The sequence below is a fragment of the Algoriphagus halophilus genome (assembly GCF_900129785.1).
Taxonomy (GTDB): Bacteria; Bacteroidota; Bacteroidia; order Cytophagales; family Cyclobacteriaceae; genus Algoriphagus; species Algoriphagus halophilus.
Genome location: NZ_FSRC01000003.1, coordinates 371,373 through 387,235, shown reverse-complemented (window position 1 = coordinate 387,235; position 15,863 = coordinate 371,373). Strand labels below are relative to the sequence as shown.

At 38.2% G+C, this 15,863-nt stretch carries 15 protein-coding genes; all 15 read right to left on the bottom strand.

From position 1 onward, the window contains the following. Nucleotides 1-28: 28 nt before the first annotated feature. The 15 genes from BUR11_RS18370 to nrfD all read right to left on the bottom strand — a co-directional run bounded on the left by BUR11_RS18370 (nucleotide 29) and on the right by nrfD (nucleotide 15,854). Nucleotides 29-3,733 (bottom strand): ATP-binding protein, encoded by a 3,705-nt coding sequence (locus BUR11_RS18370; protein WP_074226473.1) that lies wholly within the window; start codon nucleotides 3,731-3,733, stop codon nucleotides 29-31. 56 nt (nucleotides 3,734-3,789) lie between these two features. Beyond that, on the bottom strand, nucleotides 3,790-4,041 hold the full coding sequence (locus BUR11_RS18365) for a hypothetical protein (protein WP_074226611.1): 252 nt from the start codon (nucleotides 4,039-4,041) through the stop codon (nucleotides 3,790-3,792). A gap of 32 nt (nucleotides 4,042-4,073) precedes the next feature. Next, nucleotides 4,074-4,628: a DUF420 domain-containing protein gene (locus BUR11_RS18360; RefSeq protein WP_074226472.1), complete on the bottom strand. Its 555-nt coding sequence runs from the start codon at nucleotides 4,626-4,628 to the stop codon at nucleotides 4,074-4,076. Then, complete coding sequence (locus tag BUR11_RS18355; protein WP_074226471.1) at nucleotides 4,615-5,283, bottom strand: SCO family protein; 669 nt, start codon at nucleotides 5,281-5,283, stop codon at nucleotides 4,615-4,617. Before BUR11_RS18355 ends, BUR11_RS18360 begins: the two co-directional genes overlap by 14 nt. 73 nt (nucleotides 5,284-5,356) lie before the next feature. Continuing rightward, a complete protein-coding gene (locus BUR11_RS18350; protein WP_074226470.1) occupies nucleotides 5,357-5,686 on the bottom strand; it encodes a cytochrome C oxidase subunit IV family protein in 330 nt (109 codons plus the stop codon). A gap of 19 nt (nucleotides 5,687-5,705) precedes the next feature. After that, nucleotides 5,706-6,482 carry a cytochrome c oxidase subunit 3 gene (locus tag BUR11_RS18345; RefSeq protein ID WP_074226469.1) on the bottom strand — a complete coding sequence of 259 codons (777 nt, stop codon included), beginning with the start codon at nucleotides 6,480-6,482 and terminating at the stop codon, nucleotides 5,706-5,708. A 27-nt stretch (nucleotides 6,483-6,509) separates the two neighbouring features. Next, entirely contained in the window at nucleotides 6,510-7,091 is a 582-nt protein-coding gene (locus tag BUR11_RS18340; RefSeq protein ID WP_074226468.1) for a cytochrome c oxidase subunit 3, read from the bottom strand. 1 nt (nucleotide 7,092) lies between these two features. Then, a complete protein-coding gene (cyoE, locus tag BUR11_RS18335; protein WP_074226467.1) occupies nucleotides 7,093-7,998 on the bottom strand; it encodes a heme o synthase in 906 nt (301 codons plus the stop codon). 2 nt (nucleotides 7,999-8,000) lie between these two features. Beyond that, nucleotides 8,001-9,077, bottom strand: coding sequence for a COX15/CtaA family protein (locus tag BUR11_RS18330; RefSeq protein ID WP_074226466.1), 1,077 nt, complete (start codon nucleotides 9,075-9,077; stop codon nucleotides 8,001-8,003). Further along, a complete protein-coding gene (locus BUR11_RS18325; protein ID WP_074226465.1) occupies nucleotides 9,061-10,947 on the bottom strand; it encodes a cytochrome c oxidase subunit I in 1,887 nt (628 codons plus the stop codon). The genes BUR11_RS18330 and BUR11_RS18325 overlap by 17 nt, the downstream gene beginning before the upstream one ends. A 28-nt stretch (nucleotides 10,948-10,975) precedes the next feature. Next, the gene (locus BUR11_RS18320) at nucleotides 10,976-11,995 is read right to left on the bottom strand and encodes a cytochrome c oxidase subunit II (protein ID WP_074226464.1); all 1,020 of its coding nucleotides are present in this window, start codon (nucleotides 11,993-11,995) and stop codon (nucleotides 10,976-10,978) included. A 23-nt stretch (nucleotides 11,996-12,018) separates the two neighbouring features. Continuing rightward, on the bottom strand, nucleotides 12,019-13,311 hold the full coding sequence (locus tag BUR11_RS18315) for a quinol:cytochrome C oxidoreductase (protein WP_074226463.1): 1,293 nt from the start codon (nucleotides 13,309-13,311) through the stop codon (nucleotides 12,019-12,021). Between the two features lie 2 nt (nucleotides 13,312-13,313). Beyond that, a complete protein-coding gene (locus tag BUR11_RS18310; RefSeq protein ID WP_074226462.1) occupies nucleotides 13,314-13,943 on the bottom strand; it encodes a c-type cytochrome in 630 nt (209 codons plus the stop codon). A gap of 13 nt (nucleotides 13,944-13,956) precedes the next feature. After that, nucleotides 13,957-14,487 carry a DUF3341 domain-containing protein gene (locus BUR11_RS18305; protein ID WP_074226461.1) on the bottom strand — a complete coding sequence of 177 codons (531 nt, stop codon included), beginning with the start codon at nucleotides 14,485-14,487 and terminating at the stop codon, nucleotides 13,957-13,959. Nucleotides 14,488-14,489: 2 nt separating this feature from the next. Further along, entirely contained in the window at nucleotides 14,490-15,854 is a 1,365-nt protein-coding gene (nrfD, locus tag BUR11_RS18300) for an NrfD/PsrC family molybdoenzyme membrane anchor subunit (protein ID WP_074226460.1), read from the bottom strand. Nucleotides 15,855-15,863 lie beyond the last annotated feature (9 nt).

Genomic DNA, 15,863 nt, shown 5'->3' with positions numbered 1-15,863 from the left:
TTCCCTTCAAGGTAATAAAAAGGAGAATTTATTCGAGTAATGGAAAAGTAAGATAAAATGTTGTCCCAACATTCATTTCCGTTTCAAACCATATCTTACCTCCTGCAGTTTCTACTCCACTTTTTGCGATTGCCAATCCAAGTCCTGAACCCTGGCTCTTGGTGCTGAAATTAGGAATAAAGATTTTATCCCTTAATTCCGGAGGAATTCCATTTCCATTGTCAGTAATTTCAAGAAATACTGCCTGATCACTCATCCAAAGCCAAATTCTAATTTCTGGCTTTTTACCTGATTCCACCGCTTGAACTCCATTGATAATCAAGTTGGCAATGACTCTTCCAAATAATTTATCATCTCCAAGAATCGGAATATTATCGGTGTAAGAATCATCCTTAAATGTCAAATCCAATCGCTCATCATTTTTAAACAATTCAATCACCTGATTTAAAACTTCCTTGAAATTCATCAAGTCATTCTTTGGAAGTGGCATTTTGGCAAAAGTGGAAAATGAGGAAGCGATTCCACTTAATGCATCAACCTGATGGATCAAAGTCTCCAATGATTTTTTCAGACGCTCATGATCATCTAACTGACCAGCACTTTGCAACCTCAATAAATGCTGCAAAGTCAACTTCATAGGAGTAAGCGGATTCTTAATTTCATGTGCTACTTGCTTTGCCATTTCTCTCCAAGCAGATTCCTTTTCAGTGGATGCCAAGACTTTTTTACTGGATTCCAGCTTAAACAACATGTTATTGTATTCATTTACCAATAGCCCAATTTCATCCTTGGACCCCCAATACATGGGTTCATTATTTTCCAGGTTAGTCGTTTTTAGTTTTTGGGTTAATAACTTAAATGGAAAAGTCAGGTTCTTGGATACAAAATAAGAGACGATCAAGAAAAGGATAAATATCACTACGAATGCATTAAATATATTACTCAACACATCCGAAATCAGTGAATTCAATTCCGCTTCAGATTCAAAGAAAGGAACAGCCAAAATCCCCAAATTACTTTGACTTGTTGTGGAAGGTATGGCCAAATAAACTGACTTATAAATCAGCTTCCCTATTTTTTCCTCTGCCAAAAAGCGAGACTGATTTTTCTCTTCTATTTCTGAAATAGCGACAGGGTTTATCCAATTAGAAAGAATCTTTTTATCGAAAATATTGGGTCTATTGGAAGCTTGCAATTTCCCTTCTCCGGTATAAATATGTAAATCACTTGCAATGGTATTCGCTAAATTATTCACCTCCTCATTCAACACTTCTCTGTCCACGTTTTCTGCACTTTGATTATTCAAAAAACTGGTCAAATTACCACGAATTAAATTTGCTTTCTGAATATACTGCCTATCCAAATCTTCTCGATAACTGTTAGCCAATAAACCAATGGTAATAATGCTGATAATTATGATCGGGAAGAAGAATGCAAAATTAAGGTAAAGCTGAAGCTTGGTAGAATAATTAAATTCAAATTTCTTGTAGCCTTTCAAAAAGGTATTGATCAATATCGTGAGGAAGGTCAGAAACACGAAAGCAACAAAATACAAGGAGATGTTTCCGAAAAAATGGGACAAGGTCCTGTTTGGAGATGAAATGATGATTAAATCCTCTCCATTTCGAATTCCAAAGTGATGATATTGTCCAACATGAATTCCTTGCTCAAACAGCTTTTCTTCCCCAAATCTAGAGGTTAATGCCTGGGATAAGTAATTAAAGCTCCCTGTGTTTCTAAGAAGCTCTTCGCCTCTAAATACTGCATAATCATACCTGATGGGGTCTAATCTTTCAGAATATTTTTTATCTAAAAGCAGCTTAGGATAAACACTAGTCGGTTGAACTCTCAATTGGTTCAACTCAAGAAAAATTGTACCCAGCGAAGCATTGTCCTTTGATAAAGGGATAAAGGCAATGAATTGATTTCCATTATTTCCATCACTACCTCTTATGAAATAGAGATCTTTGACAGAGGTAGCAAAATCGCTATTAATGTATTTAAGTCTTAAATCATTGAGACTTCCCAAATCTAACCCTCCTTGCATTTGCTGTCCTGAGGAGGAATAAATCCCTACTTTCACCTCAAACTGATCGAAATAATTATCTAAGTATATTTTTCTGATTTTGCTTTCGATGGGATCTTTGGAAAGAAGGGGATCTCCCATCCTATTTTGAATAAATAAATCTGACTTAATCCTGGTAAATATTTCGCTGAGGAAAAATTCTGTCATGACATCATTTTCAATCAAGTTTTGATTGGCAAATCTGATTTTTGACTGAATCAATTGATTTCGCTCTGTTTGAAATGTACTGATCCCACAAATTCCCGCTGTAATTAAACAAGCAAAAAAGAAGGTCAAGAATGTATCAAACCCGAGCTTAAAAACATTCCTAAACAATTCAAAACGAATAACTAAGGCAATCAGTAGTAAATGAATTAACCAAACCACAGCTCCCCAAATACTAAAAATCAATAAAACACCCGCGACGGGCAAGCCCAAAATGAGTAACCCTTTGTATAATTCGGCTTTCTTCTTGGCTACTTCCAAAATAAGACTGATGAAGGTCAGGGAAATCAACACATATATCGCTCCCCATAGAAAAAGGATTAAAAAGCTTAGTCCTTTAAACCAATCAAAAGAAGGGATTGAACTAATATCCAATGCCCATTGGGAATTGGATATAATATCTCTTGGAAGTACCCAGACCATCCATAAGGCCATGGAGCTAATGGCCAAAATTATTACTCCAAATACTCTTATTTCTGTAGCTTCTTTCAAGGACTGAACCTTGTACCTCATTTCTTGAGAAGCCAAGTGATAAATGATCATCCCAAATACGATCACCGCACAAACCGTATTGAGCAATAAATCACCAAGGCTTGGGTTCAACCAAGAGGAAGCATAATTAGCTGGATCAAATAGAGAGATATTTAAATAGCTCCCAGGAAAATCCAATAGCAGCATGATTAACCTAAAAGCAATCAAAACTATAATGGCATACCCGATAGCCTGCCATCGATGTTTTTTATTCCATTTGCTTCTTACAAAATCAGAACTCAAAAGGAAGTAGAGTAAAAATACTGAAGTAAAAAAAATGAGGATAGCTGGATTCGCTAATCGATCGGCTGGCTGATAGCCAAATAAGAAATCTATCCCAAAAATAGGAATACCACCTGGGTTTTTGACTTGATACCTACCTTCCTCCGCATTGGTAAAGAGGGTAAATCTATTATTACCAAAAATTTCGGGGTTGGCTCCGGTAACCAGGTAATCATTTTCAATATTCCCAGGATAAATAAGCCGTAGGGCCTGCACCATCAATACAGGGGCTCCATTCCTACTAATTTGCCGGACTTTGATCAATATTGACCCAAAAGGGTCTTCAATCAGCTGATATTCTTTATCCTGGTCTATTTGTTCAAAATCAAAAGAAAAGGTAAAGTCCGACCAATAGATTAAATTCCTATTAGAATCCAATAAAAAGTAAGGATGGATATTGCCAGACAATTCCATTCTTTCAAAAGAAATGGAATCAGTAGACCGGACATTCATAAGAATTTGAATAAAATCCTCATCGAATTCACGATCTACTTTTTGGATTTTCTCTTGTAGAGTTTCCAAAAAACGTTCCTCATTGCTTTTTTGAAAAAAAAAGAAATTCAGAATTAAGACGGCAAGTAGAGAGAACACGCTGACCAAAATGACCAAACGTCGGGATTCATAGCTCATTTATGCTAAAAATATAAAAAGCAAAGCCTGTATCAAACTTTGCTCTCTGTTAGCCATTAATGAAATGACAATTTCGCCTTTTTCTTTTTGGCAGCTCTATACCAAAAAAATCCAATGACCATTGCCATTAAATAAGGCATCACAAATAAGTATAGAATCCCAGCATTCAAACCGGCGCCAATACTCGTCTCCCCATTCGCTACATTATTTTCAACAGAAGCCCTACACATCGCACACTGCGCAAATGTATTTGCCTGTGTCAACAAGAAGAAGGTAAGTAGGAAGAATATCTTTACTAATCGATTCATCATACCAATTTACGATTTTAAACCTATTCGGTTTAGTGTAAATAATAGGGACTGATCATAAAGTAAACAATCACACCCGTAATCGTCACATATAACCAGATAGGATAGGCAAATTTAACCAGTTTTCTGTGTTTTTCACGCTGGTCTGTCAACCCATAATAATAAGCAAACAAAATCGGGAACAAGGCGATAGCCGCAAATGCAATATGAGTCAACAATAAGGTGTAATACACCGGACGAATCCAGCCTTCTCCTCCAAAACTTGTACTCTCTGCTGCACCATGATACACTACGTATGAAACCAGGAATATTGCCCCCAAAATAAAGGCAATACTCATGGATGCTTTATGATAAGCAATGTTCTTTTGCTTGATAAAGATTAACCCAAAAACCAAAGCAATTGATGCTGCCGAATTAATTACAGCATTTAAATGAGGGAGAAAATAAACCCATTCACTTCCTACATCTACTTTTGCAGGCATGAATAATAATACCGCTACAGCTAAAGGAATTACAATAGAGATCGCAATGATCCAGGTTTTTACCTTTTTCTCATCTTGTAATAGGGTCGGTCTACTTGTTTCCATGTAATAAGATCTTTGTTTCAAGCATTAACAAATCAACATCCTCTCTTGAGGTTCCACTATAATAACCTCTTATTCTACCCTGTCCATCTACTAGAGTAAACTTGTCACTGTGAATAAAGTTATCAGGAATTCCGTTCCCATCGATTGTTGGAATTATAAATCCACATCTTGCCAATTTATAGGTTTCCAGTTTGTCTCCGGTAAGGAAATCCCATTTCCCAGCTTGAGCATGGTGATCCTCAGCATATTCCTTCAGGATTTCAGGAGTATCAAATTCAGGGTCTATACTAATTGAAAAAATCTGAACATTAGGTTCATCTTGAAACATATCATAAACCCGCTCCATCTCTTGGGACATCACTGGGCAGATACTTGGGCAAGAAGTAAAGAAGAAATCAACAATGGTAATCTTCCCCTCCATTTGGGCTTTTCCTACTGGCTGTCCTTCTTGATTGGTAAAGGTGAAATCAGGAATATAATGCTGAGTGGTATCTCCTTGAACACACTCGCTAAATGGACTGTCAGTCCCTTTTTGATAGAGTATTGGAATTTCATAGGTATTAGTCCCAAAACCCTTAAGAAACATGAATATCAAAACAGGTATCAATAGGATGCACACCAAAACCATCCCCTGCAAAATCCTTATTCCTCTCATAATATTGTATTTACAAAAAAGAAGGTTGAAGTGTTTCTCTTCAACCTGTACTTTTTTTTCATTTATTTTATGATTACCAGCGCATCATGAATATCTCAGAGCCTTCTTTAGCAAGCGCGATAAGCAACCAGATCAAAAACACCAAAGGAACCATAATAGAGTAAAATAGTGGTTTCACTTCATCTCCTAGGTGCATAAACTCAAGCATGATATATCTGGCCTTCCAAATTGTCAATACAATAAATAGAAAGTACAATAACAAACCTCTAGGCATTGTAAATGCCATGATAAATTCAGCTACCGTGATTGCCAAAAGGATACCAGCAGTTTTCCAGATTTTTTTAATCTTCTCGTCGTTACGTGGTTGAACCTCCAGCGTAGATTTATTTTGTTGAATTTCCATATCTCGAAAATTTTAATGCTTAGATAAGATAGAATAAGGTAAATACGAATACCCACACCAAGTCTACAAAGTGCCAGTAAAGACCAATTTTCTCAACCATTTCGTAATGACCTCTTTGATCATAAATTCCTACTGCCGCTTGGTAGAAGCATAAGAATAATAGGAATACACCGATTGTTACGTGGAAACCATGGAATCCAGTAATGAAGAAGAACAATTGGGCAAAAGACCCAGGTCCATATTCGTTCACGGATAAATTAGCTCCATGTACTACTTCTGTTACTAATTGGTTCATGGAATTAATGAAGGTCATTGTGCTTCCTCCCTCAGTGCCATGAATGAAGTGGTTCCACTCCCAGGCCTGACAGCCAAGGAAAGTTGCGCCACCAAGAATGGTCCAAAGTAACCATTTCACTACATCGTTTCTATCATTTCTGTGTCCAGCTTCTACTGCCAATACCATGGTTACAGAAGATGAAATCAAAATGAATGTCATAATCCCAACGAATACCAAAGGTGCATGAACACCATGTACAAATGGAATGGCATCAAATACCAATTCTGGAACTGGCCAATATTCATTGGATCCAACGAATTCCCCAGCAGGACCGGCATAAGCAGGATAACTTACCCTTATAGAAAGATAAGTAATCAGGAACGCAGCAAAAGTGAAAATGTCGGAGAGTAGGAAAAACCACATCATAAGTTTTCCATAGCTGGCTTTAAGAGGTTCATTACCACCTCCCCAAACGCCTCTTTTTGAGCTTACTCCAATAGCAGTAGAATGCGCAGACATAAATTATCGGTTTGTACTATAGTTATTTTAATGATTCAAAAGCAAAAACATAAACAGGTAAAGCCAAAGCCCACCTAGAAAATGCCAATATGTTGTAGCCATTTCCATTCTGACCATGGCCTTTGAATGAATTTGGTATCTAAAACTCGAAATTAATACAATAATCAGAAATATCACACCGCTGATCAAGTGAAGAGCATGAAGTCCTGTAAATACATAAAGAAAGGATCCAGAAGGATTCCCTACAAAGAAAACCTCTTCATCAACCAATGCTACCCAAGAATACCATTGCCCAACAAGGAAGGCAATCCCAAGAATTACAGCGCCGGCCAATCCTATTTTCAAACCTAGCATATTATCCTTCTTGGCAGAATAATATCCATACTGAAGAAAGACACTGCTCAGTATTACTATTCCAGAAGTTAACCAAAATATCTGAGGTAAATCATATTCAAGCCAATTCCCTTCTGACTGCCTAACAATATAAGCGGATGTCATAGCCGCAAAAATCATGACCACAGTCACCATGAATAACCAAAGAGCGAACTTCTTGGCATGCATGGAAATAGGCTGCTCTACTAAATCAATATACTTCAACTCATGTTCCATCTCAAGGTAATTTATCTAGTAAATAAGCAATTTGAACGATTGGCAAATACAAGAACGAGCCAAACATAATTTTTAAGGCGGATTTTCTTGAACAATCTCTCATCAAAGAAAATGTTTGAGCTAAAAACAACACCCCACAAACGGTAGCCACTATTCCTGAATTCAGTCCTGTTAAGCCAAAATAACTTGGCAATAATCCCAAAGGCAATAAAAATAAGGTATAGATCATAATTTGAATTGCAGTATTCAAATCCTGTCCACCTCCACTAGGTAATAACTTAAACCCTGCTTTTTTATAATCCTCATCACTTACCCAAGCAATTGCCCAGAAATGAGGGAACTGCCAGATAAATTGAATTCCAAAGATGATTAATGCTTCATAGGAAATAGCACCTGTAGCAGCAGTCCAACCTAACAAAGGCGGCATTGCCCCTGGTATCGCACCTACGAAAACAGCAATAGGTCCCACTCTTTTCAATGGAGTATAAACAAAAACGTACAACACCATGCTCAGCACTCCCAACCAAGTAGTCAGAGGATTAGTATACATCCAAAGCAAAGCAAGACCAATAAAGGCAATACCAAAGGTAAACCAATAAGCCTCTGTAAGAGAAATAATCTGTAAAGGAAGAGGACGGTTTTTGGTACGCTTCATCAATTTATCCAGATCCCGCTCCATGATTTCATTGGCGGCACCAGAAGCACCACTAATTAGAAAGCCTCCTAATGCTAATCCAAGAAAACTAGACCACCCAAAGGAACTTCCTGAATCACCTAAGATGAAACCAAATACAGCAGAAAATGTAACTAAAGCAGACAATCTGAATTTCAACAATTCATAGTAAGCCTTTGCTCTAGTGATAACCAAGTGGTAAATACTCTGGTCAGTTACTCCAACTGTCCTCATTATCAATTTGAATTTAATCGATACTGTTTATGCTCTCGCAATTGTAGGATCAAGAAATATTGAATTCCTACTATAATTGTCCCAATCACTAAGTGAATGGGTTGAAGAAATGCTGGAATCGCAAAATATGCCATTCCCATTCCCGTGGCAATTTCAATAATCACCAAAATCATCAATAATTGAGACCATAAACTAATGTTAGAACCTCTCAGGACATATTTATAGGCCCAAAAGAAATATAACACATGTACTCCCAATAAGATGAGTGAGAAAGATCTATGAATGATAAATGGTAACCCCAATTGTTCAATCCATGTTCCTCTCAACATATTCCCTAGTGCGAAAGAAATTTGATCGATCTCTTCCCTTACCTGAGTACCCAAAACAACTTGGATGATCATCAGGATTAGAGCAGCGATTAATACCCATTCAATCTTTGCTGGAACATCCATTACTACACCTTTCCCCTCTTTTAATTTACCTGAACGATGGTACAAATAGATCAACATCAAAACCAGCAAAATAGCAAGCATCATGTGAAAGGTAATCATCCAGGGAAGTAGGTTTGTAGAGACTACCAAAGACCCTATCCATCCCTGAAACAAAACAAGAATCAAAGAGGCTATAGCTATAATCGGAATCCACTTATCTAATTTCCAGATAGGAAAAGATTTCCATACTGTCAAAATGATAAACAGGCCAATCAATACACCCACCAAGCGATTGACGTATTCAATCCAAGTTTTCAATGGATTAAATTCCTGTTCTATCAGAATAGATTTGTCATTTGCTATAGCTTGGGCCGTTTCTACAAATCCAAGATTTTCAAGGGTAGCCACAAACCTTTCGTTTTTGGCAATTCTTTTTTGAAGGTATATCTCTTGATAGTTGTCTGGAAGTTGGTTCACATTCGTTGGAGGAACAACACTTCCAAAACATTTCGGCCAATCAGGACAGCCCATACCAGAACCCGTAGTTCTGACTATCCCACCGACTAAGATTAGGAAATAAACAGCTAACACGGTCAGAAAACTGACTTTACGAAAGCTGTTTATTTTTTTGTTAGTGCTTTGATTCATTAGCTACCAAACCCTCTTCCTCATCTTTCATAATCTCCATCTCTAATTTCACTTGCTCTTGTTCATGTGGCAAGTTAGACTCAGGGGTAGCTGAAAGTGGAACTGTTTGAGGGATGAAGTCTTCCTCTGCTCCTGGCTTAGAATAATCATATGGCCATCTGTATACAGTAGGGATTTCACCAGGCCAGTTTCCATGACCAGGATGCAATGGAGTGGTCCATTCCAAAGTAGTAGATCTCCAAGGGTTCAAAGAAGCTTTGCGTCCTCTGAACATACTATAGAAGAAATTGAACAAGAAGATGAATTGGGCAGCAAACGTGATGATTGCAGCGGCAGAAACAAACATGTTCAAATCAGTATACATGTTGGCGAAATCGAAGTTGGTCCAAGAATAGTATCTTCTTGGGAATCCTGCGATTCCGATGTAGTGCATTGGGAAAAATACCATGTATACTCCCACAAAGGTCAACCAGAAGTGGATGTAACCTAACTTCTCGTCCATCATTCTACCAAACATCTTAGGGAACCAGTGGTACACACCTGCCAAAAGACCGAAGAATGATGCAGAACCCATTACTAAGTGGAAGTGAGCTACTACGAAATAAGTGTCGTGCAATTGAATATCAATTGCTGAGTTTCCAAGGAAAATACCTGTTAAACCTCCAGAAATAAAGAAGGATACCAAACCTATAGAAAACAACATCGCAGGTGTAAAGATCAAATTACCTCTCCAAAGCGTAGTCAGGTAATTAAATACTTTTACTGCTGATGGTACCGCAATAATCAACGTCAAGAACATGAAGATCGAACCTAAGAAAGGATTCATTCCTGACACGAACATGTGGTGAGCCCACACGATAAAAGAAAGAATCGTAATTCCCAACATGGAAATAATCATCGCCTTGTAACCAAAGATTGGTTTCCTTGAGTTAGTTGCTATTACTTCAGAAGTAATACCCAAAGCTGGCAATAATACGATATATACCTCAGGGTGACCTAGGAACCAGAATAAGTGCTGGTAAAGAACTGGGCTACCTCCTGTATTTGGAAGCGCTTCCCCATTGATATAAATATCAGACAAGTAGAAAGAAGTACCGAAGCTTCTGTCAAAGATCAACAACAATGCAGCTGCTACCAAAACTGGGAAAGATAACAAACCGATTACTGCTGTCAAGAAGAACGCCCAGATGGTCAGTGGAAGTCTTGAGAAAGACATCCCTTTGGTTCTAAGGTTAATAACCGTAGTAATATAGTTAATACCACCTAACAACTGAGAAGCAATAAACAAGGTCATAGAGGTCAACCATAAGGTCATCCCTAATCCAGAACCAGGAATTGCTTGTTCCAAAGCAGATAAAGGAGGGTAAACAACCCAACCACCCGCTGCAGGACCAGTTGGAATGAATAAGGAAATAAACATAAGCACTCCGGCCATAAAGAAGAACCAGAATGAAAGCATGTTCATAAAGCCAGATGCCATGTCACGTGCACCAATTTGAAGTGGAATAAGGTAATTAGAGAAAGTACCACTCAAACCAGCCGTCAATACAAAGAATACCATGATGGTACCATGCATTGTTACCAAGGCAAGATAAAATGTAGGATCCAAATGCCCTGCATCATCCAACCAACCACCTAGAATTGGTCGAAGGAATTCAAGGCTCATGTCAGGAAATCCCAGTTGTAATCTGAAAAGAATAGACAAGAGTCCACCTATCAAAGCCCAGAAGATACCTGAAATCAAGAACTGTTTACCGATCATTTTATGATCAGTACTAAATAAATATGTTGTTACAAAATTACCATGATGCTCATGATCGTGATGATCGTGCGCTGTGCTATCATGATTTGCGACAGATGCTGTAGACATAATCTATAATTTTGTTAATTACCTTCGCTTAATTATTTTCTGCAAGTTCCTTTGTCTCAGCTTGAGTACCTTCTGCCAAAGCAGGGTTCATCTGAATAAAAGACTTTTGTTCTGCATACCATTTCTGGTATTCACCTGGCTCCACCACTTCAATAATCTTTCTCATAGAAAAGTGACCACGGCCACAAATCTCAGTACAAGCGATTTCATATTGGAAGTCAGGATTTCCAGTTTCCACACGCATTTCAGCTGTAGTCTTTGTAGGCACAAACCAAAAACGAGTTGGCATCCCAGGAACTGCATCCATTTTCAATCTCATATGAGGAGAGAAAACTGAATGAAGTACATCTCTAGCTCTAATTTTGAAAAGCACAGGCTCTCCTTTAGGAATTACCACTACAGGAGACGGAAAATCATCCATTGAGTTCTTATCTGTAAAGTCAATACCATGTGCATTAGTAGCAGAAGTTAATCTGTAATCGTAATCTCCTAACACGTTGTCCTTACCTGGATATCTTACATCCCACTGGAACTGAGACCCCATAATTTCAACAACATGGGCATTTTCAGGTGCTGGAGCAGTAATATCTGACCATGCCATCCAACCGGAGATAACCAATAGGGCTAATACCACACCAGGAACAGCTGTCCATATAATTTCCAGTTTGTTATTATCAGGGTAGAAAGAAGCCTTTCTATCTTCCTTGTATTGGTACTTGTAAGGGAAGATAAACAATAGCACATGCGTAATCAGGAATACAATTCCAGTTACTGCCATTGTGATCCAAAACAAACGATCCGTCACAACTCCATGCTCAGAGGCAATGGGTAATTGATAGGTATCAAATTCCTTGATGGAATACCAGAACATTAAGAAACCGGTACCCAGCATAAATAGAATAAATAAAATAGCATTTACCTTATTGCTACCTGTAGCGATCTTTTTATCAGATCCTTTTACTACAGATACCAAGGTTTGAATTCTGTAAACCATCCAAATTATGGATAGTAATAATAGAACTCCTACTCCGATCAGAAATCCGTACATAGCTTAATTTTTTCGGCTAATAATTAAATGTGATGATGATAGCTTTCTTCAAGCATTGGATGATTCTTAGGAATCAAGTTTCCTTTAGATAACCCTGTAAGTACAACAAATGTTACAGCGGAACCATAAACTAAGAACATTCCAATTTCCATAAATCCAATTCCTCCATTATGACCTAAGGTACCTGGCTGAACCATTAAGAAGAAATCTACCCAATGGCCTGCAATGATCAAGGTACATACTACTTTAAGGAAAATTCCATGTCTCTTAGCATCCCTTGTCATCAAAATCAAGAAAGGCAAGAAGAAATTCATAATCAGATTCACAAAGATATATGGACCATAGATATCACTTGAAAGTCTCTCTATGAAATACACAGATTCCTCAGGAATGTTTGCGTAATAGATCAAGAGAAACTGAGAGAACCATAAATAAGTCCAGAAAATGGTAAATCCGAATACAAATTTACCCATATCATGAACGTGGTTTTCATTGACCATTTCTAGGTAACCTCTGCTCTTTAAGAAAATTACCAATAAAGTAATTGCAGAAAGACCAGAAACAAACCAAGAAGAAAACACATACCATCCAAATAAGGTAGAGAACCAGTGCGTATCAATTGACATCACCCAATCCCATGCACTTACGGAAGAGGATACTGCAAAGAAAATAATGAAGTAAGCAGACCAACTTCTCATTTTAAACCAATGAGTTGTCCCACCTAACTGATCTTCTTGAGCTGATATTTTTTTGAACTTCGTAAAGAAGAATACCCAGAACCCAAAGAATAAAACCATTCTCAAAATATAGAATGCAGGGAAAGTTCCTTTAGCCATTGGCCAATAGAAGAAAGATCCCTTACCATCAATGATTTTATCATATTCTGGAGAGTTGGTGTCAAATAAATAAGCATGCGTCCAGTGGAACAAGTCATGATTTGCTACGAAGAATGTAACAATCATTAAAATCCCTGCATATGGAAGCCAGTTACCAAATGATAACATCACTCTAGAAATTGGAGCAGACCAACCAGCTTGCGCAGCATACTGCACAGCAAAGAAGAATACTCCGATAATAGCTATTCCTGTAAAGTAGACATTGTTGATCCAAAGGTTGGCATATAAACGCTCATACCAATGAAATGCATGTCCTCCAGCTTCAGCAGCTTCTTCGTGGTGTCCACCAAACATTGCCATCACAATACCAATGACCAACAATGCTGCACCAATGATCAATACCGTGAAAACCGACTTCTTAGTCGCAGCGGTAAAATCAAATTTTTGATCCAAATTATAATGCTGTACGTCGTGAGCCATGATTATTGCTTCTGAATTACTTGTTTAACATAGTGAACAATTTTCCATCTTCTTTCAGGAGAAATCTGAGAACCATGCGCTCCCATTCTTCCTTTTCCCTTAGTAATTACATGGTAAATATGTCCTTCCGGCAGGTTAATGTAAGCGCCACCTGTAAGGTTAGCCACACCACCGATAATTTCTCCTACTTTACCGTCTCCTTGTCCACCTTTTCCATGGCAAGCAGAACAATATTGTAAAAATAACCGCTCTCCATCTTCTAACACTTCATCTGTCAATTCAACCGGGTTTGTCAAATTTGCAGCAGCAGCTTCTACTTCGAAAGCTTTGTATCTATATGGAAGATATCCTCCTTTATTTCTAGGAACTGTTCCTTCAACTGGCTCTCTCATGTTCATTCCATGAGGGTTATACACATTACTGTTGAAAAACTCACCTTTCTCATCTTCTCTGTTAGATAACCAATCTCCCTGAGACTCATCTTTGATTTGAGTCAATGGCTCGTATGCTACAGAGTGATACATCTGTGGAGCATATTCCAGTCCCTGATTATCACCACCAGCCTTACAGCCAGCTAACGTGATTCCAGCAACAGCAAACCCCAATAAACTTAGTGCTTTAGCAATCTTCATTTTTCCAGAATTACTATTCAAAACTTTTATTATTCACCTCTGTAGCACCGGAAGACTTAAGAATCTCCTGAATTTTTGCTACTTCCATACTCGTGTTATTTGCAATATCAATTGCCATGATATGCTTATCATCAGTACTTCTCAAATCAAAGATTCGAGGCTGAGCCCAAGGCTTCAAGTCAGAACTGATCATAAATACACCCACCATTCCAAATGCCGCAAGCAATACAGTCAATTCAAACGTAACTGGAATAAAGTCAGGAATAGCAGCGTAATCCTTACCTCCAATAATCATTGGCCAGTCAAATCTCATCATATATAACTGCATGGTCAAAGCCAAGGAAGTTCCTAACAATCCAAATAGGAATGCAGCAATCGGTAATCGGCTTCTTTTATAACCAAGTACATCTTCCAATCCGTGAACTGGATACGGAGTATATACTTCATGTATTTTGACACCGCTAGTTCTTACTTCAGAAACAGCATGGAGTAATACGTCCTCATCGTCGTAAACTCCCAAAATAAAATTCTTATCTCTTTCCATGATTATTTACGAACTTTTTCAGATGTAGACTTCAATACTGATTTTACTTCAGCCATGTTGATCACCGGGAAGAACTTGGCAAACAAGAAGAATAAAGTAAAGAACAATCCAAAGGTGAATAAGTAAACTCCAATATCTGTAATAGACGGGTAGAACATTGCCCAAGAAGATGGCAAGTAATCTCTGTGAAGAGAAGTAACGATAATTACGAAACGTTCAAACCACATACCGATGTTTACAACAATTGACAAGGCAAATGTCGCAATGATAGAAGTTCTAATTTTCTTGAACCAGAATAACTGAGGAGAGATCACATTACAAGTCATCATTGACCAGTAAGCCCACCAATAAGGTCCAGTAGCACGGTTGATAAACGCATATTGTTCTGCTTCTACGCCAGAGTACCAAGCGATGAAGAATTCAGTGATGTATGCAATACCTACAATTGATCCAGTGATGATAATAACGATATTCATCAATTCAATGTGGGTCATGGTAATGTAATCTTCCAATTTGAACACCTTTCTGGTAATGATCATCAGCGTCAATACCATCGCGAATCCAGAGAAAATCGCACCAGCCACAAAGTATGGAGGGAAGATTGTAGTATGCCAACCTGGAATAACCGAAGTTGCAAAGTCAAAGGATACAATGGTGTGAACCGAAAGTACCAATGGAGTTGCCAAACCAGCCAAAATCAAGGAAACTGACTCATATCTCATCCAAGTTTTAGCAGCTCCGTCCCATCCAAAAGAAAGCGCTCCGTAAATCACTTTTCTTAATCCTGTAGCTCTATCTCTAATGGTAGCAAAATCAGGAATCAAACCTATATACCAGAATACCAAGGAAACTGAGAAATAAGTAGAAATCGCGAATACGTCCCAAAGAAGAGGAGAGTTAAAGTTTACCCAAAGCGAACCAAAAGTATTTGGAAGCGGAAGCGCCCAATAAGCTCCTAACCATGGTCTACCCATGTGAAGAACGGGGAACATTGCCGCACAAATAACCGCGAAAATTGTCATTGCTTCAGCTGCTCTGTTGATAGAAGTTCTCCACTTCTGTCTGAAAAGTAGCAATACTGCTGAAATCAAAGTACCTGCGTGACCAATACCAACCCACCAAACGAAGTTGGTGATATCCCAAGCCCAACCTACTGTCTTGTTCAATCCCCACATCCCGATGCCTTCCCAAACGGTGGCTGTCACTGCAATTAATCCTATAGCCAAAGTACCAGCGGCTGTTAAGAAGGCAAGAAACCAAAGTAAAGTTGGTTTTCCTTCTACCTGACGGGACACATCATGTGTCACATCATGGTAGGTTTTACCTCCGGTAACTAACGGCTCACGTACGGATGAAGTAACCTGCATAGTTTATAA

Coding starts and splice junctions, on each gene's coding strand:
- BUR11_RS18315 (WP_074226463.1), bottom strand. CDS start 13,311: ATGGCTCACGACGTACAGCATTATAATTTGGATCAAAAATTTGATTTT.
- BUR11_RS18365 (WP_074226611.1), bottom strand. CDS start 4,041: ATGAATCGATTAGTAAAGATATTCTTCCTACTTACCTTCTTCTTGTTG.
- BUR11_RS18310 (WP_074226462.1), bottom strand. CDS start 13,943: ATGAAGATTGCTAAAGCACTAAGTTTATTGGGGTTTGCTGTTGCTGGA.
- BUR11_RS18370 (WP_074226473.1), bottom strand. CDS start 3,733: ATGAGCTATGAATCCCGACGTTTGGTCATTTTGGTCAGCGTGTTCTCT.
- BUR11_RS18305 (WP_074226461.1), bottom strand. CDS start 14,487: ATGGAAAGAGATAAGAATTTTATTTTGGGAGTTTACGACGATGAGGAC.
- BUR11_RS18340 (WP_074226468.1), bottom strand. CDS start 7,091: ATGGAACATGAGTTGAAGTATATTGATTTAGTAGAGCAGCCTATTTCC.
- BUR11_RS18360 (WP_074226472.1), bottom strand. CDS start 4,628: ATGGAAACAAGTAGACCGACCCTATTACAAGATGAGAAAAAGGTAAAA.
- nrfD (WP_074226460.1), bottom strand. CDS start 15,854: ATGCAGGTTACTTCATCCGTACGTGAGCCGTTAGTTACCGGAGGTAAA.
- BUR11_RS18320 (WP_074226464.1), bottom strand. CDS start 11,995: ATGTACGGATTTCTGATCGGAGTAGGAGTTCTATTATTACTATCCATA.
- cyoE (WP_074226467.1), bottom strand. CDS start 7,998: ATGAGGACAGTTGGAGTAACTGACCAGAGTATTTACCACTTGGTTATC.
- BUR11_RS18330 (WP_074226466.1), bottom strand. CDS start 9,077: ATGAATCAAAGCACTAACAAAAAAATAAACAGCTTTCGTAAAGTCAGT.
- BUR11_RS18325 (WP_074226465.1), bottom strand. CDS start 10,947: ATGTCTACAGCATCTGTCGCAAATCATGATAGCACAGCGCACGATCAT.
- BUR11_RS18355 (WP_074226471.1), bottom strand. CDS start 5,283: ATGAGAGGAATAAGGATTTTGCAGGGGATGGTTTTGGTGTGCATCCTA.
- BUR11_RS18345 (WP_074226469.1), bottom strand. CDS start 6,482: ATGTCTGCGCATTCTACTGCTATTGGAGTAAGCTCAAAAAGAGGCGTT.
- BUR11_RS18350 (WP_074226470.1), bottom strand. CDS start 5,686: ATGGAAATTCAACAAAATAAATCTACGCTGGAGGTTCAACCACGTAAC.